17 protein-coding genes are annotated in these 17,047 nt (G+C 72.8%); 9 read left to right on the top strand and 8 right to left on the bottom strand.

Translation table 11 applies throughout. The annotated features are described in order from the left end of the window. Window positions 1-62 precede the first annotated feature (62 nt). Window positions 63-752 carry a glycosyltransferase family 2 protein gene (locus tag AB0927_RS35620; protein ID WP_366671973.1) on the top strand — a complete coding sequence of 230 codons (690 nt, stop codon included), beginning with the start codon at window positions 63-65 and terminating at the stop codon, window positions 750-752. After that, window positions 749-1,357 carry a DUF2064 domain-containing protein gene (locus AB0927_RS35615; protein WP_366671972.1) on the top strand — a complete coding sequence of 203 codons (609 nt, stop codon included), beginning with the start codon at window positions 749-751 and terminating at the stop codon, window positions 1,355-1,357. Before AB0927_RS35620 ends, AB0927_RS35615 begins: the two co-directional genes overlap by 4 nt. 18 nt (window positions 1,358-1,375) lie before the next feature. Here AB0927_RS35615 and AB0927_RS35610 read toward each other — a convergent pair whose 3' ends face one another. Both AB0927_RS35610 and AB0927_RS35605 read right to left on the bottom strand, forming a co-directional pair. Then, complete coding sequence (locus AB0927_RS35610) at window positions 1,376-1,828, bottom strand: hypothetical protein (RefSeq protein WP_366671971.1); 453 nt, start codon at window positions 1,826-1,828, stop codon at window positions 1,376-1,378. Continuing rightward, window positions 1,828-3,081, bottom strand: a complete 1,254-nt coding sequence (locus AB0927_RS35605; RefSeq protein ID WP_366671970.1) for a molybdopterin-dependent oxidoreductase — start codon at window positions 3,079-3,081, stop codon at window positions 1,828-1,830. The genes AB0927_RS35610 and AB0927_RS35605 overlap by 1 nt, the downstream gene beginning before the upstream one ends. 194 nt (window positions 3,082-3,275) lie before the next feature. Between AB0927_RS35605 and AB0927_RS35600 the strand changes: the two genes are divergently transcribed. Both AB0927_RS35600 and AB0927_RS35595 read left to right on the top strand, forming a co-directional pair. Next, a complete protein-coding gene (locus AB0927_RS35600; protein ID WP_366671969.1) occupies window positions 3,276-4,643 on the top strand; it encodes a hypothetical protein in 1,368 nt (455 codons plus the stop codon). 120 nt (window positions 4,644-4,763) lie between these two features. Further along, complete coding sequence (locus AB0927_RS35595; RefSeq protein WP_366671968.1) at window positions 4,764-5,441, top strand: alpha/beta fold hydrolase; 678 nt, start codon at window positions 4,764-4,766, stop codon at window positions 5,439-5,441. Window positions 5,442-5,460: 19 nt separating this feature from the next. On the opposite strand, the gene AB0927_RS35590 is transcribed toward AB0927_RS35595, so the two are convergent. Then, window positions 5,461-5,847 (bottom strand): DUF2267 domain-containing protein, encoded by a 387-nt coding sequence (locus AB0927_RS35590; RefSeq protein ID WP_366671967.1) that lies wholly within the window; start codon window positions 5,845-5,847, stop codon window positions 5,461-5,463. Between the two features lie 31 nt (window positions 5,848-5,878). Further along, window positions 5,879-6,748 (bottom strand): MBL fold metallo-hydrolase, encoded by an 870-nt coding sequence (locus AB0927_RS35585; RefSeq protein WP_366671966.1) that lies wholly within the window; start codon window positions 6,746-6,748, stop codon window positions 5,879-5,881. Between the two features lie 197 nt (window positions 6,749-6,945). Here AB0927_RS35585 and AB0927_RS35580 point away from each other — a divergent pair, with 197 nt between their 5' ends. From AB0927_RS35580 to AB0927_RS35570, 3 genes are all read left to right on the top strand, one after another. Beyond that, the gene (locus tag AB0927_RS35580) at window positions 6,946-8,145 is read left to right on the top strand and encodes a mannosyltransferase family protein (RefSeq protein ID WP_366671965.1); all 1,200 of its coding nucleotides are present in this window, start codon (window positions 6,946-6,948) and stop codon (window positions 8,143-8,145) included. A gap of 180 nt (window positions 8,146-8,325) precedes the next feature. Further along, on the top strand, window positions 8,326-10,014 hold the full coding sequence (ctaD, locus tag AB0927_RS35575) for a cytochrome c oxidase subunit I (protein ID WP_366671964.1): 1,689 nt from the start codon (window positions 8,326-8,328) through the stop codon (window positions 10,012-10,014). Beyond that, the gene (locus tag AB0927_RS35570; RefSeq protein WP_366671963.1) at window positions 10,011-10,361 is read left to right on the top strand and encodes a cytochrome C oxidase subunit I; all 351 of its coding nucleotides are present in this window, start codon (window positions 10,011-10,013) and stop codon (window positions 10,359-10,361) included. Before ctaD ends, AB0927_RS35570 begins: the two co-directional genes overlap by 4 nt. A gap of 25 nt (window positions 10,362-10,386) precedes the next feature. On the opposite strand, the gene AB0927_RS35565 is transcribed toward AB0927_RS35570, so the two are convergent. From AB0927_RS35565 to AB0927_RS35550, 4 genes are all read right to left on the bottom strand, one after another. Then, complete coding sequence (locus AB0927_RS35565) at window positions 10,387-10,851, bottom strand: hypothetical protein (RefSeq protein ID WP_366671962.1); 465 nt, start codon at window positions 10,849-10,851, stop codon at window positions 10,387-10,389. A gap of 83 nt (window positions 10,852-10,934) precedes the next feature. Beyond that, the gene (locus AB0927_RS35560; RefSeq protein WP_366671961.1) at window positions 10,935-11,645 is read right to left on the bottom strand and encodes a DUF2993 domain-containing protein; all 711 of its coding nucleotides are present in this window, start codon (window positions 11,643-11,645) and stop codon (window positions 10,935-10,937) included. A 147-nt stretch (window positions 11,646-11,792) separates the two neighbouring features. After that, the gene (locus tag AB0927_RS35555) at window positions 11,793-13,955 is read right to left on the bottom strand and encodes an MMPL family transporter (RefSeq protein ID WP_366671960.1); all 2,163 of its coding nucleotides are present in this window, start codon (window positions 13,953-13,955) and stop codon (window positions 11,793-11,795) included. Between the two features lie 259 nt (window positions 13,956-14,214). After that, window positions 14,215-14,880: a ScbR family autoregulator-binding transcription factor gene (locus AB0927_RS35550; protein WP_366671959.1), complete on the bottom strand. Its 666-nt coding sequence runs from the start codon at window positions 14,878-14,880 to the stop codon at window positions 14,215-14,217. A gap of 182 nt (window positions 14,881-15,062) precedes the next feature. Here AB0927_RS35550 and AB0927_RS35545 point away from each other — a divergent pair, with 182 nt between their 5' ends. Continuing rightward, window positions 15,063-15,956 carry a TIGR01777 family oxidoreductase gene (locus AB0927_RS35545; protein WP_366671958.1) on the top strand — a complete coding sequence of 298 codons (894 nt, stop codon included), beginning with the start codon at window positions 15,063-15,065 and terminating at the stop codon, window positions 15,954-15,956. Window positions 15,957-16,034: 78 nt separating this feature from the next. Then, window positions 16,035-16,904: a class II glutamine amidotransferase gene (locus AB0927_RS35540; RefSeq protein WP_366671957.1), complete on the top strand. Its 870-nt coding sequence runs from the start codon at window positions 16,035-16,037 to the stop codon at window positions 16,902-16,904. Window positions 16,905-17,047: the final 143 nt, after the last annotated feature.

Here is a 17,047-nt window from a genome sequence, read left to right as displayed (position 1 = left end):
CGGGGCGGTGTCCGCGTTTCGCGGGGACGGAAAGTCCTGAATGTCCGGTTCACATTCGTAGGGTGAGGGCTGTGACGACCCCTTCTCCGGACGTCGACGTGGTGCTGCCCTGCCTGGACGAGGCCGAGGCGCTGCCCTGGGTGCTCGGCCGGATCCCGGCCGGCTGGCGGGCCCTCGTCGTCGACAACGGCTCCAGCGACGGCTCGGCCCGGATCGCCCGCGCGCTGGGCGCCACCGTGCTCGACGAGCCCCGGCGCGGCTTCGGCGCCGCCTGCCACACCGGGCTGACCGCCGCCACCGCCGGCATCGTCTGCTTCTGCGACTGCGACGCCTCCCTGGACCCCGCGCTCCTCGTGCCCTTCGTGCGGGAGGTGCGCGAGGGGCGGGCCGACCTGGTGCTCGGCCGGAGGCGGCCGGTGAGCCGGGGCGCCTGGCCGGTGCGCGCCCGCGCCGGGAACCTCGCGCTGGCCCGGCTGCTGCGCCGCCGCACGGGGCTGCGCCTGCACGACCTCGGTCCGCTGCGCGCCGCCCGCCGGGAGGCGCTGCTCGCGCTGGACCTCACCGACCGGCGCAGCGGCTACCCGCTGGAGATGGTGGTGCGGGCCGCCGACGCCGGGTGGCGGATCAGCGAGCACGACGTGCCGTACCTGCCGCGCACCGGCCTGTCCAAGGTGACCGGCACCTGGACCGGCACCTGGCAGGCCGCGCGGGACATGCGCAGGGTGCTCGCCGGCCCCCGGGCGGAGCGGTGACCACGCTGCTCGTCATCGCCAAGGAGCCCCGACCGGGACGGGTCAAGACGCGGCTGACCCCGCCGTTCACCCCCGCCGAGGCGGCGGGCCTCGCCGAGGCGGCGCTCACCGACACCCTGGACGCGGTGGCGGCCGCTCCCGCGGACCGGCGGGTCCTCGTGCTGGACGGCACACCGGGCGCCTGGCTGCCGCCGGGCTTCGAGGTGCTGCCGCAGTGCGCGGGCGGCCTCGACGAGCGCCTGGCGGACGCCTTCGCCCACTGCCACGGCCCGGCCCTGCTGATCGGCATGGACACCCCGCAGGTGACACCCGCGCTGCTCACGGTGGACTTCGCGGGGTGCGACGCGTATCTGGGCCCGGCGGAGGACGGCGGCTGGTGGGCGCTCGGGCTCGCCGCGCCCGATCCGGCGCTGCTGCGGGGCGTTCCCATGTCGACGCCGGTGACCGGTGCCGCCCAGCGGGCGCGGCTGCGGGAGGCGGGACTGCGGGTTCGGGAACTGCCCCGGCTGAGGGACGTCGATGCCGCCGCCGACGCCCGCGCCGTCGCCGCGCTGGCCCCGCACGGAAGGTTCGCCGCGCGGCTGGCCCAGTACACCTCGCGCTGAAGCCGGTTCCGGGCCGCGTCACCCGCCCTGCGGCCGGCGCCGCGCCCGCCACGCCCACAGCAGCGCCGAGCCCCCGAACAGGACGGCCGTGATCAGCAGCCACCGGGCGGCGAAGCCGTCCGGGGACAGCCCCGTGGTCAACCGGTAGCGCCCCGTCTGGCTCCCGCTGATCAGCGGGAGCCAGACGAGCAGGAGCAACCCGGACAGCGCGGCCGGCACCCGCACGTACGGCGTCCACGCGCGCCGCCCCACCGCCCCAAGCCCGCGCACCAGCGCCCGGTCCGCGGCCGAGTACAGCGGCAGCAGCACCAGGTCGTGCAGCAGGGCCGCGCCCACGATCCACAGCGCCACCGCGAGCCAGTCACCGGCCAGCAGCCGGACACCGGCGTACACCGCGAGCGTGAACGAGCAGGCGAGCAGAAGCAGTTGGCGGGGGCTGCCGAGCGGCAGGCGCGGCCGGGACGGCTTCATCACAGGTCTCCGAAGGTCAGCCGGGCCACCCACTTGGTGTTGAGCACGCCGGGCGCGGCGGGCACGATGACGCGCGCCGGGTGGCCGTGGTCGGCGGAGAGTTCCTCGCCGTTGACGTAGAGGGCGAGCAGGGAGCGCGGGTCGGCCACCTGGTTGGCGCGCAGGGCCGCGCGCCGGAACGCGCCGTGCCGTTGCAGCGACTCCACAAGCACGTCGGGCACAGCGGCGGCGTGGCCGTCGTATCCCACCAGCCCGGCGAGATCGCGCAGCCGCACGCCGCGCCACCACTGGTCGGCGGTCGACCAGCCCTCCACGCAGGCGATCGGCAGCGACACGCTGTGCGAAGGGAGCCGGAGCAACTGGGCCCGGCTGAGCCGGACGGTGCCGGTGCGGCCGGTGACGACCAGGCGCCAGGCGTCCTCGTGGGTGTCGGCCGGGGTGATCCCGGCGTATGCGGCGGTCTTGTTGATCTGGAAGCCGTTCGGACCGCCGTTCGGGTCGGCCGGGCCGCGCGGCGCGAGCAGGGCCGTACGGCGCAGCGGTCCGCCCAGGCTCTGGCCGACCGTGGTGAGGAACAGCAGCAGCGCGCCGCCGCCGACCAGGCCGAGCGCGCCGCGCCGGGAGACGGTGGGCGCGGCGGGGCGCGGGGAGACCAGGGAACCCGGGCCGTACCGTTCCTCGGCCCGCCGCCCTCGTACGGCGCGCACGGCCGTCGGTGCCTTCAGGACCGCGTGGGCGAGGAAGGCCGCGAAGAACACCCAGGCGCCGTAGAAGTGCAGCGGGTAGAAGGAGCCCGGGAAGACGTAGGCCAGCTGGATGTTGAGCACCCCGGTGGTGAACTCGAACAGCCCGCCGCCGACCAGCAGCAACAGCGAGATCCGCTCCAGGGCGTGGGCGACGGAGCGGGCCGGCGGCAGGGTGAACAGCCTCGGCACCACCGACCACAGCTTGGCCAGCAGGACCGGGATCAGGGTGATGCCGAGGGTCACGTGGACGCCCTGGGTGAGCCGGTACAGCCACACCGGGCCGGTCGGCCAGGCGAAGAGGTAGAAGCCGAGCAGGCCCTTGTCCGGGGTCGTGTCGTTCACCCGGGACAGGTTCGGGTTGTAGGCGGCGTACGACACCAGGCCGGTCGCGAACAGCACGGTGACACCGGCGAGCAGGACGAGGCCGAGCACCGAGGTGAGCCAGGGTCCGCGCAGCGGGCTGCGCCAGAAGCCCGGGGACGAGGGGAGCCGGAGAGGGTCGCGCATGATCCGACGGTAGGCCGCGACAGGCCCGGCACAGGGGTTACGACCGGTAGCGAAACGCTGGCACCCGGCCCGGACGGCGGCCCTCCGCCGCCCGCCCGGCCTAAGGGCCTCTCTTTCGGATCCTGTCGGCGGTCGCCACAAGGCACCGTCGGCCGGAGCGACCTGATCCGAAAGAAAGGCCCTAGCGTTCCCCTGTGACCCGCCACCACCCGACCCCCCGCCCCGGCCCCCGCTCCGACCCCGTCGCCGCCCGCCGCGATCTGTACGCCGCCGGGGCCGCCGTCCTGCTGGTCACGGTGGCCGTGCTCGTCGGGCGGCACATCCAGGACACCCGGCACACGCTGTTCGTGCACTGGCCCCCGCTGCTGGCCGAGTGGGACCCGCACCTGGGGCCCGGCACGCCCGCGGTCCTGTTCCTGGCGGCCGCCGGGGTGGCGTACGGCCCCGCGCTCGCGGCCCGGCTGCCCTGGCGCGGCCTGCTCGCGGCCGCGTGGGCGTCCGCGCTGGCCTGGATCGTCTGCCTGGCGCTGGTGGACGGCTGGCAGCGGGGCATCGCGGGCAGGCTGACCAGCCGCAACGAGTACCTGCGGGCGATCGGCGCGTTCGCCGACATCCCGGCCGCGCTGCGCGGCTTCACCCACCACATCGTCAGCGGCTCCCCCCGGCCCTGGCCCGCCCATGTCGCGGGACATCCCCCGGCGGCCACGCTGACCTTCGTCCTGCTCGACCGGATCGGGCTGCGGGGCGGGGGCTGGGCCGGGATGTTCTGCGTGGTCACCGGCGCGGCCGGCTGCGTGGCGGTGCTGGTCGCCGTGCGCGCCCTGGCCGACGAGACGCTCGCGCGGCGGGCGGCCCCGTTCCTGGTGCTGGCCCCGGCGGCGGTGTGGCAGGGCACCTCCGCCGACGGCTGCTTCGCGGCGGTCGCCGCCTGGGCGGTGGCCCTGCTCGCCCTCGCCCTGACCCGCCCCTCCCCCTGGGCGGCCGCCGGCTCCGGCCTGCTCCTCGGACTGACCTGCTACCTCTCCTACGGCCTCACGCTCTTCGCCCTCATCGCCGCGGCGGTGCTCCTCCTCGCCCGCCGCGAACTACGGGACCGGCCAGCCCTGTTGCTGCCGCTGATCGCCGGACTGGCCGTGTTCCCCGTGGTGTTCACGCTCGCCGGTTTCAACTGGCTCCAGGGGTATCAGCTCCTGACGATCCGTTACTACCAGGGCGTGGGCGGCATCCGCCCCTACGGCTACTGGGTGTGGGCCGACCTCGCCTGCGCCGCGCTGATCACCGGCCCGGCCACGGCGGCGGGCCTGCGCCGCACGGGCGCCGTCCTGCTGCGCCGCCGCACCGGCCCCCGGGCCCGGCTCGCGGTCCTCGTCCAGGCCGCGCTGTCGGCCCTGCTGGTGGCCGACCTGTCCGGCCTGAGCAAGGCCGAGACCGAGCGGATCTGGCTGCCCTTCGCCCTGTGGCTGCTGCCCGCCTGCGCGCTGCTCCCCCGGCCCCGCCCCTGGCTCGCCGCGCAGGCCGTGCTCGCCCTGCTCCTCAATCACCTGCTGCTGACGGGCTGGTGATGACGACCCGGAGGCGGGGCGCTGCGGGTGCCGGGGCCGGTCCGCGTGGGCATCATGGGAAGGGAGACATCCGGGCCGTATCGATCGGCGGGAACGACGCCCCGGGAAGGGTTGAGGGCGATGATCTCCGAGATGGTTCTCGTCCGCATGGACGACGCCGCGCTCCACGGCGACCTCGTGGTTTCGGCGCCCTCGCGGGCGGTGGTGCTCTTCGTGCACGGCAACGGCAGCTCCCGGCACAGCACCCGCAACCGGACCGTGGCGGCGCAACTGCGCACGGCCGGGTACGGCACGCTGCTGCTCGACCTGCTCAACGAGCGGGAGGAGCGGCACGACGCGCTGAACGCCGAACACCGCTTCGACATCCCGCTCCTCACCCACCGGCTGGTGGGGGCGATCGACTGGCTCGCGGAGCAGCCCGAGACCCGCGGCGCCCCGGTGGTGCTGTTCGGCGCGGACACGGGCAGCGCCGCCGCCCTGACGGCCGCCGCCGAGCGGCCGGACCGCGTCCTGACCGTCGTGTCGCGCGACGGACGGCCCGACCTGGCGGGCGACGCGCTGGAGCGGGTCCGGGTGCCGGTGCTGCTGGTCGTCGGCGGGCAGGACCACGAGGTGCTGCGGCTCAACCAGGAGGCGGCCCGGCGGCTGCGGACCCCGCACTCCCTGCACGTCGTGCCCGAGGCCACGCACCTGTTCGAGGACCCGCGCGCGCTGGCCCAGGTCGCGGGCGCGGCCAGGCGGTGGTGCGACGAGCGGCTGCGGGCGGCCCGAGAAGAGCTGGAGACGCACGGGCAGTGACCCACCGCCCGGTCCCCGCTCAGCCGGGCCCCGGCCTCCCGAACAGTTCCGCGTAGCTGACCGGCAGCCGGGCCAGCAGCTCGTCCAGCTCGCCGCCGGAGACCGAGTCGGCCACGGTGGACAGCACCGCGCCCGCGTCCCACTCCGCCGTCCGCGGCCGGGCGCCGGTCTGCTGCGCCACGCGCCGCAGGAACTCGTCCCGGCCGAAGGACTCGGCGCAGCCCCGGTCCCGGTGCAGGGCCTCGTCCAGCGGGGCGGGCAGCCGCGCCGCCAGCTCGTCGGCCTCCTCGGGGGTGATCCGGGTGGCCAGTGTCCACAGCACGGCCTCGCTGACGTGCTCGGCCTCCTCCTGGCTCCGGTACTCCCCGCGGTCACGGACCTGGGTCAGAAAATCCGCCAGTCGCACGGTGACCTCCCGCTGTCGAACGCCGTCCCCCTCACCACCGTACGGCCGTGAAGTCGACGGGACGCGGGCGCAGGGTGCGGGTGTGCTCGGTCAGCGCGCGCAGTCGGCGGGCCATCTCGTCGGCGGGCAGGTGCCCGCGGTCGCCGTGACCCGGCAGGACCCACTCGAAGCGCAGCCGGTCCGCCGCCCGGGCCAGGGAGGCGGCCAGCTCCTCGATGGAGTACCAGGTGACGCTGTCGTGGACGGCGAGATCGCCGAGCGAGCGCGACCAGTAGAAGCTGTCGCCGGTGAAGCAGTACCGGTCGTCCGCGAGGTACAGCACGCTGCCGCGGGTGTGGCCGGGCAGCGGATGCACGGTGACGCCCGCGTCGATCTCGACGGGGTCGAGACCCCGGATCACCCGGTCCGCGTCGGGCGCGGCGTCGAGGTCGCCCTCGTGGATCCACAGCCGGGCGCCGAGGTGGTCGGCGTAGCGGCGGCCGTGGGGGGCGTGGTCGCGGTGGGTGAGCAGCACGTCCGTGATCCGTCCCAGGGCCGTGTACCGGTCGGCCAGGGCCGGGCTCCAGCGGGGGGTGTCGATCATCATGAGGGTGCCGGAGGGCCGGCGCAGCAGGTACGAGTTGGCGCCCGCCGCGTGCCGGGAGTTGTGGCCGCACAGCAGCACGGCGTCGTCCAGGGCCATCGGGAACGGGTCGAGCGACTGGTCGGCGCGTCCGGTGGCGGGGCGGATCGAGCGGGTGGGGCAGGCGAAGACGGCGGCGTGCAGGCGCCGGTTCTCCTCGTCGGTCGCGGGCTGGCGGAGGATCCGGGACCTGCCGTCCTTCTCGTCGATCAGGTCCGGCGCCAGTTGCCGTGCCACGTCGCAGTTGGTGCAGCGGTCGTCGACGTACCAGCCGTCCACAGAGGCTCCTTCCGCGGGGCGCGGCCCGTGGCGGGCCCGCCGTTCCAGGATGACCCGCCCGAACCGGGACCGGTAGGTGCCAACCGGTCGCGTACCTGCCGGGTACGAAGCTCTGACCAGCGGTTGAATCAAGCCAGAAGTGGCTTGATCGGCGTGGTCCGATTGCACGGACGTGCGGCTCCGATCAAGGTCGGAGGGTGAGCACGTTCTCCCCGCAGCCGCGCGACGCCGCCGCTCTCGAACGGCCCGGTTCGTCCCGGGGAGGGCGCGAGCGGTGGGCGTGGCCGCCCGGTGCCTGGCGGGCGCTCGGACTCTTCGGTGCCGTCCGGCTGGCCGGGGTGATCCTCGTCGTCGTGGTGAACCTGTCCGCCGGCCGCTCGATACTCAAGGGCCTGGCCCACTCCTGGGACTCCGTCTGGTACCTGCACATCGCCACCCACGGCTACGGCACCCGCGTGCACATCACGAACTCCGGCGCGGTGCAGACCGACTGGGCGTTCTTCCCCCTCTACCCGGGACTCATCCGGGCGCTCGACTGGATCCCGCTGATCTCCCCGGCCGTCGCGGCGCTGCTGGTCGCCTGGACCGCGACCGCGCTGGCCGCCGCCGGCATCTACGCCATCGGACACCGGCTGTACGGCCGCGCGGTCGCCACCGCCCTGGTCGTCCTGTGGGCCGTGCTGCCGCACTCGGTCGTCCTCACCCTCGCCTACACCGAGCCCCTGTTCATCGCGCTCGCCGTCTGGTGCCTGTACGCCCTGCTGGACGGGCGCTGGCTGACGGCCGGGGCGCTCGCCGCCCTCGCGGGCCTGACCCGGCCGAACGGCTACGCGGCCGCCGCGGCCGTCCTCGGCGTGGCCGCCTTCGAGGCCGTACGACGACGCGGCCGGGCGCCCCTGCGGCTGTGGGCCGGCGCCCTCGTGGCCCCGCTCGGCTGGACGGCGTACCTGCTGCTGGTGGGGCACCGCACGGGCGACCCGCTGCACGGCTACTTCCAGGTGCAGAGCGCCTGGGAGTCGCGCTTCGACGGGGGCCTGGGCACCCTGCGCTTCCTCGCGACGATGCCGCTGTCCGACGGGGTCGTCTACCCGGTGGCGCTGGTGGTCGTGGCGGCGGGCGTGTTCCTGGCCGTCCGGCTGTACCGGGAGCGGGTGCCGCTGGCGCTGCTGCTGTACACCGCCGCGCTGCTGCTGCCGGTCGTGGTGGTCTCGGGCCCCTTCGAGTCCAAGCCGCGCTTCCTGCTGCCTGCGTTCCCGCTGCTCATCCCCGCGGCCCAGGCGCTCGTGCGCACCTGGCGCACCGACCCCGACAGCGCCCGCAGGCTGTGCGGGTACCTCGCCGGCTTCTCGCTGCTGTACGGCACCTACCTGGCGACGTTCGCCAACCACTCCCCCTGAGCGGCGCCCACCCCGCCGCCCGCTGCTCCGAACGGGGTATCCCGATGCTCCGTTCGGGTGCGAGCGTCAGCCGTTCGGCCGTGTCCCGGCCGCCGAGGGCGCCGGTGCCCGGCCCGGTGCCGCGAGGATGGCGGATGACTGACGTCGGCGAACCTGCGAGCGCCGGGAGGCGTACCAGCTGTGAGCATTCTGAACGAGCCCAAGGGGCCGGCCGACACCTACGAAAGTGAGGTGACGGTACGGCGCAAGCAGCCCGGCAATGTCGTGGTGAAGTGGCTGACGACCACCGATCACAAGACGATCGGCACGCTGTACCTGGCGACGTCGTTCGCGTTCTTCCTGATCGGCGGCGTCATGGCGCTCATCATTCGCGCCGAGCTGGCCCGCCCGGGGCTGCAGATCGTCTCCAAGGAGCAGTACAACCAGTTGTTCACGATGCACGGCACCGTGATGCTGCTGATGTTCGCGACGCCGCTGTTCGCCGGATTCACCAACTGGATCATGCCGCTCCAGATCGGCGCGCCCGATGTCGCCTTCCCGCGGTTGAACATGCTCGCCTACTGGCTGTACCTGTTCGGCTCGCTCATCGCGGTGGGCGGCTTCATCACCCCCGACGGCGCGGCCGACTTCGGCTGGTTCGCCTATGCCCCCCTGCACAACGAGGTTTTCTCGCCCTATGTCGGCTCCGACCTGTGGATCATGGGGCTGGCGTTCTCCGGCTTCGGAACGATCCTCGGCTCGGTCAACTTCATCGCCACGATCATCTGCATGCGCGCTCCGGGCCTGACCATGTTCCGCATGCCGATCTTCGTATGGAACGTGCTGCTGACCGCTGTCCTGGTGCTCCTGGCCTTCCCCGTGCTGGCCGCCGCGCTGTTCGCCGTCGAGGCGGACCGCCTGTTCGGAGCCCATGTCTATGACTCGGCCAACGGCGGGGCGCTGCTGTGGCAGCACCTCTTCTGGTTCTTCGGCCATCCGGAGGTCTACATCATCGCGCTGCCGTTCTTCGGCATCGTCTCCGAGATCATCCCCGTGTTCGCCCGCAAGCCGATGTTCGGTTACATGGGTCTGATCGCGGCGACGATCTCCATCGCGGGGTTGTCCATCACCGTGTGGGCGCACCACATGTACGTGACCGGCGGTGTACTGCTCCCCTTCTTCTCCTTCATGACCTTCCTGATCGCGGTCCCGACCGGGGTGAAGTTCTTCAACTGGATCGGCACCATGTGGAAGGGCTCGCTGTCCTTCGAGACCCCGATGCTCTGGGCGACCGGCTTCCTCGTCACCTTCCTCTTCGGTGGTCTGACCGGTGTCATCCTGGCGTCGCCGCCGATGGACTTCCACGTGTCCGACTCGTACTTCGTGGTGGCCCACTTCCACTACGTGGTCTTCGGCACGGTCGTGTTCGCCATGTTCGCCGGATTCCACTTCTGGTGGCCGAAGTTCACCGGAAAGATGCTGGACGAACGGCTCGGCAAGATCACCTTCTGGACGCTGTTCGTCGGCTTCCACACCACGTTCCTGGTGCAGCACTGGCTGGGCGCCGAGGGCATGCCGCGCCGTTACGCCGACTACCTGGCCGCCGACGGGTTCACCGCCCTGAACACGGTGTCCACCATCGGTTCGTTCCTGCTCGGCGCCTCCATGCTGCCGTTCCTGTACAACATCTGGAAGACGGCCCGGTTCGGGGCGCCGGTCGGCGTGGACGACCCCTGGGGCTTCGGCCGCTCGCTGGAGTGGGCGACCTCCTGCCCGCCGCCGCGGCACAACTTCACCACCCTGCCCCGGATCCGCAGCGAATCCCCGGCGTTCGACCTGCACCACCCGGACATCGCGCTGGCCGAAGCCGAGGCGCACGGCGCGGTATGAGCGACCCGGGTCTGCGGCAGGGGGCCGGCGAGGGGGAACTGAGCAACGAGGTGGAGGGGTACCTGCTCTGGCAGGCCCGCGTCGCGGAGGCCGAGCAGCGTGCCCGGGAGTTCGTCCGGCCCATGGACTGGCTGACGACCGCCCAGCGCACGGAGATCGAGCAGAGCTACGTCGAGGACGCCCTGCGCCGCGCCAGGAAGGACCTGGAACGCGTCGCCGCCCGCTGCGTGTCGCTGCGCGCCGAGTACGAGCACCGGTACCGGGAACTGCGGCGGCGGTGCGTGGGCTGGACGCTGGGCGTCTGCGCGGGACTGGCCGCGGTGGCGGCGCTCGTACTGCTCCGCTGAGGGCGCCGCACTGGACCTCGGGCGGTCAGCCGTGCGGGTGGGCTGCGGTGATCAGCCCGTAGGTCACCAGGCCGTAGGCCAGGTGCGGGAGGACGTCGGCGGTCCAGTCGGCCGGGGACCAGGTGCGGGGGTCGCTGACGCCCAGGCCGGCCATGGGGGCGTCGGCCAGGACCATGGCCAGGGCGCCGGTGGCGGGGCCGCCCAGCCACCCGGGCGGGCGGACACCGGATCGGTGGAGCAGTGCGACGGCGGCGCCGGTGCCGACGCCGACGGCGATGCCCGTGAGCGCGCCGAGGCCGGACAGCCGGTTGTCCCGGCCGTCCGTCTCGGGCACCGGGTGCCCGGCCTTCTCGGCGACCTTCTCCACCACGTCTTCGGGCGCGCCGCTGGAGGGCCGGCCGCGCAGCGCCATGTCCAGGTAGGTCATGGCGTTCAGTGCGGTGGTACCGGCGGCCCCGGCGGCGCAGCCGCGCAGGATGCTGCGGAACACGCGGTTGCGGGTACCGCGACGGTCCGGGTGCGAAACGTCGCCCGGACCCTCGCCCCGGCCCCTCGCCCAGGACCGGCGGCCGGTCAGCGGGAGAAGCGTGAGGCGCCCAGGTTCACCAGATGGCCGACCATGTCGATCCGTACGCCGTCCGGGGTGGCGCGGGCGGCGCTGAAGCCGACGTTCTCCGGGAGTCCGACGCGCCAGGTGGCCGTGGCCCGTTCGGCGCCGGGGGTGTTGAGGGAGATCTCGTCGCCCTGGGCGAGCAGGGTGCCGGAGCCGTCGGCCTGCCGGCCGCCGACGGTGCCGCTGATCCTGACGTGTGCCGCCTGACCGTCCGAGCCGGGCGCCTGGGACACCTTCACGGGGCCGGTGCCGGCCAACCGGGTGAGGACGCCGGACAGTTGGTCGTACGACAGCGTCAGCGTGCCGGTGACGAGGTTCGCCTCGGCGCTGCGGGCGGTCAGCGAGGTCACCGTCACGCCGTGCAGGTCGAGCCGGAGCTGCTGGACGCCGAGGTAGCCGCCCTGGGCATTGCTCGTGGTGTCGAGGGTGAAGTTCTTCGCCGTCAGGGCGACGTGGTCGAAGTCCTGGCCGAACGCCTGGGTCAGGAAGGGGAAGCCCTCGATCGACACGTCGAGGTGGCTGTCGGTGGAGTTGCCGTAGCCGTACTTCTGCTCGGCGAGCCGGGCGACCTCGTTGTCCGCGTAGTGCACGGCGACCCGGTCGGCGACGGTGAACAGGACCGCCAGGATCACGACCGTGACGGCCAGTACCTTGACCCAACGACGTCTCATCCCAATTCCCCCCGTGGTACGTCGAGTTGATCCGCACGCTCCCCACGTGCGCCCCCCGATCATGCACCACGTGAGGCCCGCCGGACGCAGCGGGGGCACACCAGGGCCGTACGCCCCGGTGTGCCCCCTCGCGAGCGGTGCCCGGTGTCAGCGGCCGTGGCCCGCCGGGTCACGGTCGTCCATGCCCGCGGCCTGTGCGGGGACGGTGCCGGCGCTCTCCTCCGCGCGGTCCCCGTGGCCCGGCCACCATGCCGCGTGGCCGATGAGCGCGGTGAGGCTCGGCGTGAAGAACATCGCCATCACGAACGCGGCGATCGCGATGCCGAAGGAGACCGCGAAACCCATCTCCGTGAGCAGCGAGTTGCCCGCCAGCATCATCGTGGCGAAGGTCGCCGCCAGGATGAAGCCGGCCGCGGCCACGGTCGGACCGGCGTGCCGCAGGGCCATGCCGGCCGCCTCGCGCGGATCGCGGCCCTCGCGGGCCTCCTCCCGCAGCCGGGCGATCATGAGGATGTTGTAGTCGGTGCCGATGGCGACCACGAAGAGATACATGATCACCGGGAGCATGAACATCAGGCCGGAGTGCCCCTCCCCCTTCTGGAAGATCCACACCGTGGCGCCGAGGGTGGCACCGAAGCCGAGGCCCACCGAGGCCATCAGGTACCAGGGCGCCACGACGCTGCGCAGCAGCAGGCCGAGGATGACCATGATGAGGAGGGCGGCGACGGGGAACACCGTGCGGTAGTCGTGGTTGACCGCCGCGTCGATGTCCTTGTAGATCGAGGACATGCCGCCGACCAGTGCCTTCGTGCCGGCGGGCGCGTCGGCGTGGGCCGCGTCGCGCACCCCCTGCACGGCGTCGATCGCCTGGTCCGTCGACGCCTCGTACTTGAGGGTGACCGTGAAGTCCGCGGTGGTGCCGTCCTTGTTGAGCTGCGACATCCGGGCGCTCGCGACGCCGTCGACCGCGCCGAGCTTGTCCGCATACCCGGCGAAGGCGCTCTTGTCGAGCGGCTTGCCGTCGGTGCTGGAGAGGTAGACGTCGGTGGGCGCGGCGGCACCGGCCGAGTACGCCTTCTGCATCTCGTCCTGGACGACCATGGACTCCTTGGTCTTGGGCATCGAGCCCGAGGCCAGGTCGAAGGTGGCCTTGTAGCCGAGCGTGCCGGCCGACAGCGCGAGCAGGATGAGGCCGGAGGCGATGGCGCTCAGCGCCGGACGGCGCCGCACCGCGCGGCCGAGCGCGGCGAACCGGGCGTTCTCCGGCTCCCGCTGCCAGGACTTGGACGGCCAGAAGACCTTGGGGCCGATCAGGGAGACCACGGCCGGGATCAGAGTCAGGCCCGCGACCAGGGTGGCGGCGACCGCGATGGCGAGCGCGGGGCCCATCTGCTTGAGGAAGCCGAGGGTGGAGAGGGTCAGCGCGAGGAAGGCGATGACGACCGCTCCGGCGGCCGAGGCGATGGCCTCGCCGACCCGGTCGACCGCGTTGATCATGGCCTGCTTCGGCTCGTCACCGGCCCTGAGGCGTTCTCGGTAACGGAACATCAGGAACAGGAAGTAGTCCGTGCCCACGCCGAAGAGCACCACGATCAGGATGGACGAGATCGAGCTGTTGGCCTGGAGCCCGAACAGCTTGGTGGCGTAGGCGATCAGCCCGTTGGCGACGGCCGAGACCAGGCCGATGAGGAGCAGGGGCAGAACGGCGAGGATCGGTGCCCGGAAGATGATCAGCAGGGTCACCAGGATGATGACGAAGGTGCCGATGCCGATCAGCGCCTGGCCGCGCTTGGAGGAGTCCTGCTGGTCGAGGGCCTGCGCGGCGGAGCCGCCCAGCTTGACGTCGAGATGGGTGCCCTTGGCCAGTTGCCCGAGGTCGTCGCGCAACGTCTTGGCCGCGTCGGCCTGTTTGGGCTGGCCGGCGTTCTTGCTGTCCATCTGGACCAGGGTGAGGGAGTACTTGCCGTCCTTCGACGGCGGGCCGGGCACCACCTTCTGTACCTGATCGATCTTCTTCTCGCCCAGTTCGGTGGTGATCCGGGTGATGTCCTTCTTGTCGGCGGCGGTCAGCCGGCCGCCGTCGGTGCGCTGGTAGAGCGCGATCGCGGAAGGAGTGAAGGCGCTGGGGAACGCCTTCTGCTGGAGATCCGCGGCCTTGATCGACTCGTAGCTCTTGGGCAGAAAGCTGCTCTCGTCACTGTTCGAGGGCAGGCCTGGGGCGGTGGCGACGATCGCCACCGCGGCGATCAGCCACGCCACGATCGTCCAGACCGGATGCCGGACGACGGCAGCGCCAATACGTCGGAACATGCGGGAGGGTCCTCCTGTGCAGGAAGATCACCGCAGCCCGGGGAGCGGTCCCTGGCATCGGCGACCCCGACCGGCCCATGTCCGAGGGGCCGGTCGAATGGTTGTCTTAGGGATCACATCGTAGTGACCGACGAAATGTTCTTCGCACCGGATACCGGGTGGCCTGTACCGCACCTCAAGCGGATCAAACCCGTCCGGAAATCCGCCGGCCGGACATCTCCGCGGCCGTCGGCACAACGGCCTGGTCAGGGCGGCCGTTTCAGGTGGGGGCGCCCGCCAGCGCGGCCCGCGACCGGCGTCGCGCCTCGGCGATCACCCGCGCACCGCGGTCCGGGGCGGTGTCGAGGCGGACGAGGACCGCCGGAACGGCGATGGCGGGGAGCAGGTGGTCGAAGAGCGCCGACATCCGCTCGTCCAGATCGGCCCAGCCGGCGACGGCCTGCGAGACGAACTGGACTCCTATCCACGCCCCGAGGAAGACCTGCGCGCTCTCCTCCGGCACCACGTGCGGCAGCACCTCGTCCCTGGCCCTGGCCTCCGCCAGCAGCGACGCGGTGAGCTCGGCCCAGGCAGGCCAGGCGCCGCCGAAGACGTCCGGCCCTTGGAGGTCGGCCGAGAGCCGGACCGCCGCGAGCAACAGGGGCTCGCGCGGCAGCCGTTCGGCCACGGTCATCCCCGCGTCCACCCATTCCTGGAGCTTGAGTTCCCGGGGGACGTGGTACTCGGCCGAGATCTGCTCCTGGAGCACGCCCCGGGCGAGGGCCGCCTTGGAATCGAAATGGAAGTAGAGCGCGCCCTTGGTGACACCGGCCCGGCTCAGGATCTCGGCGATGGTCGCCGCGGCGTAACCGCGCTCGGCGAACACCGCGGCGGCGGCCTCCAGCACAGCGCGTCGGGTCCGGACAGCTCGCTCCTGCCGAGCCATGGACCCTCCTCAAGCTGAACGTTAAACCAATGCTCGCACCCTACCCCACGGCCTCTCAGCGGCCGGGTCTCCACGGGCCGTTGGGAAGACAGGGACACAAGGGGCGGGGCGTGCGGCGCGGACCGGCCCGTTTCCGGATTGAATCGGGTAAGAGCACATCGTCGCCGCCCCTGGAGGACGCCATGCGCGTCGCGATCACCGGGTCCAACGGACTCATCGGTTCCGCCCTCGTCCGTTCGCTCCTGGACGACGGGCATCAGGTCGTCCGGCTCGTCCGCGCCGCCTCGGCCGCCGTTCCACGCGACGGCAGCGAGGTGGTGCACTGGGATCCGGCCGGGGGCGGGGCGCGGCTGGAGGGGGTGGAGGCGGTGGTGCATCTGGCGGGGGCCGGGGTCGGGGACCGGCGCTGGACCGCCTCGTACAAGCGGGAGATCCGGGACAGCCGGGTGCGCGGTACCCATGCCGTCGCGCGGGCGTGCGCCGCCGAGGCCGTGCCGCCGCGGGTGCTCGTGTCGGCGTCCGCCGCCGGGTATTACGGGGACACCGGTGGGCGGCCCGTGGACGAGAGCGCGCCGGCCGGGGACGACTTCCTGGCGTCCGTCTGCGTCGAGTGGGAGGCCGCGGCCGAGCCGGCCCGGGAGGCGGGGATCCGGGTGGTGCATCCGCGGACCGGGCTGGTGGTCGCGCGCGAGGGCGGGGCGTTCGGGAGGATGCTGCCGCTGTTCCGGCTCGGGCTGGGCGGGCGGCTCGGGTCCGGGGAGCAGTACTGGCCGTTCATCTCGCTGACCGATCACGTCGCGGCTCTGCGTTTCGCGCTCGACACCGACGCGCTGTCGGGACCGGTCAACTTCACGGCCCCCGAACCGCTGACGAACCGTGAGGTCACCCGGGCCCTGGGCCGCGCCCTGCATCGCCCGGCTCTCGCCCCCGCCCCCGCCCTCGCGCTCCGCGCGGTGCTCGGGGAGTTCGCGACGAGCCTCACCGGCAGCGCCCGCGTCGTCCCGGCGGCGCTGTCGAGGGCGGGCTTCACCTTCCGGCACCCCACCTTCGAGCAGGCGTTGCGGTCCGTGCTCTGAGCGGGCGAGCGGCCCGCGTACCGGTATATTCCGTTTGCCTGGGGTATCAGGGAATCGACCTTTCGTTCGGAGGACCCCGTGTGCCGCCTGTTCGGGCTGACCAGCGCTCCCCGGCGCACCCATGCCACCTTCTGGCTGCTTGAGGCGCCCGACAGCCTCAGCGCGCAGAGCCACCGGGAGCCGGACGGCACCGGGCTCGGGTACTACGCGGTCGACGGCACACCAGAGCTGCACAAGGCGCCGATCGCCGCCTATGCGGACCGCGCCTTCGCCGAGGACGCCCGGGAGGTGGAGTCGGCCACCTTCCTCGCGCACATCCGGTACGCCTCCACGGGTGGCCTGGACGTGCGCAACACGCATCCCTTCGAGCAGCGGGGCCGGCTGTTCGCGCACAACGGGGTGATCGAGGGGCTCGACCGGCTCGACCGCCACCTGGGCGAGGACCGCGCCCTGGTGCGCGGCGACACCGACTCCGAGCGGTTCTTCGCCCTCGTCACCCGGGAGACCGAGGCGCACGGCGGTGACGTCTCCGCGGGGCTCGTGGCCGCGGCGCGCTGGGCCGCCGGGAACCTGCCGCTGTTCGCGCTGAACGTCATCCTCGTCACGGCCGGGGAGCTGTGGGCGCTGCGCTACCCGGACACCCATGAGCTGTACGTCCTGGAGCGGCCCGCGGGCGGCCATCACGGGTCACGCCATCTCGAACACACCGGCCGGCACGGGCGGCTGCGGGTGCACTCGGCGGCGCTGGCCGGCCTCTCCTCCGTCGTCGTGGCCAGCGAGCCCATGGACGAGAGCCCGCACTGGCGGCTGCTCGCCCCCGGCGAACTGCTGCACGTGGACCGCGGCCTGCGCACCACGTCCCGCGTCGCGCTGCCCGACCCGCCAACTCATCCGCTCACCCTCGCCGACCTGCGTCCCGACGCGGCGGCCTCGCAGCGGCCCGTCTAGTAGTGCTTTGTTAGGTGTCTTGTCGGGTCGGCAGTCTGGTGCTTCTCGGCGGGTATGAGGGCGGATGAACTCGCTACGTTTCGGGACCGATTGGAGGAGTTCGCCGGGGAGATGTTCAAGCCTTTGGCGCGGGCGGATCAGCG

Origin of the sequence: Streptomyces sp. NPDC048106 (genome assembly GCF_040706415.1) — a bacterium.
GTDB lineage: Bacteria > Actinomycetota > Actinomycetes > Streptomycetales > Streptomycetaceae > Streptomyces.
The sequence above is the reverse complement of the archived record's forward strand: the minus strand, read 5'-3'. Positions and strand labels throughout refer to the sequence as shown.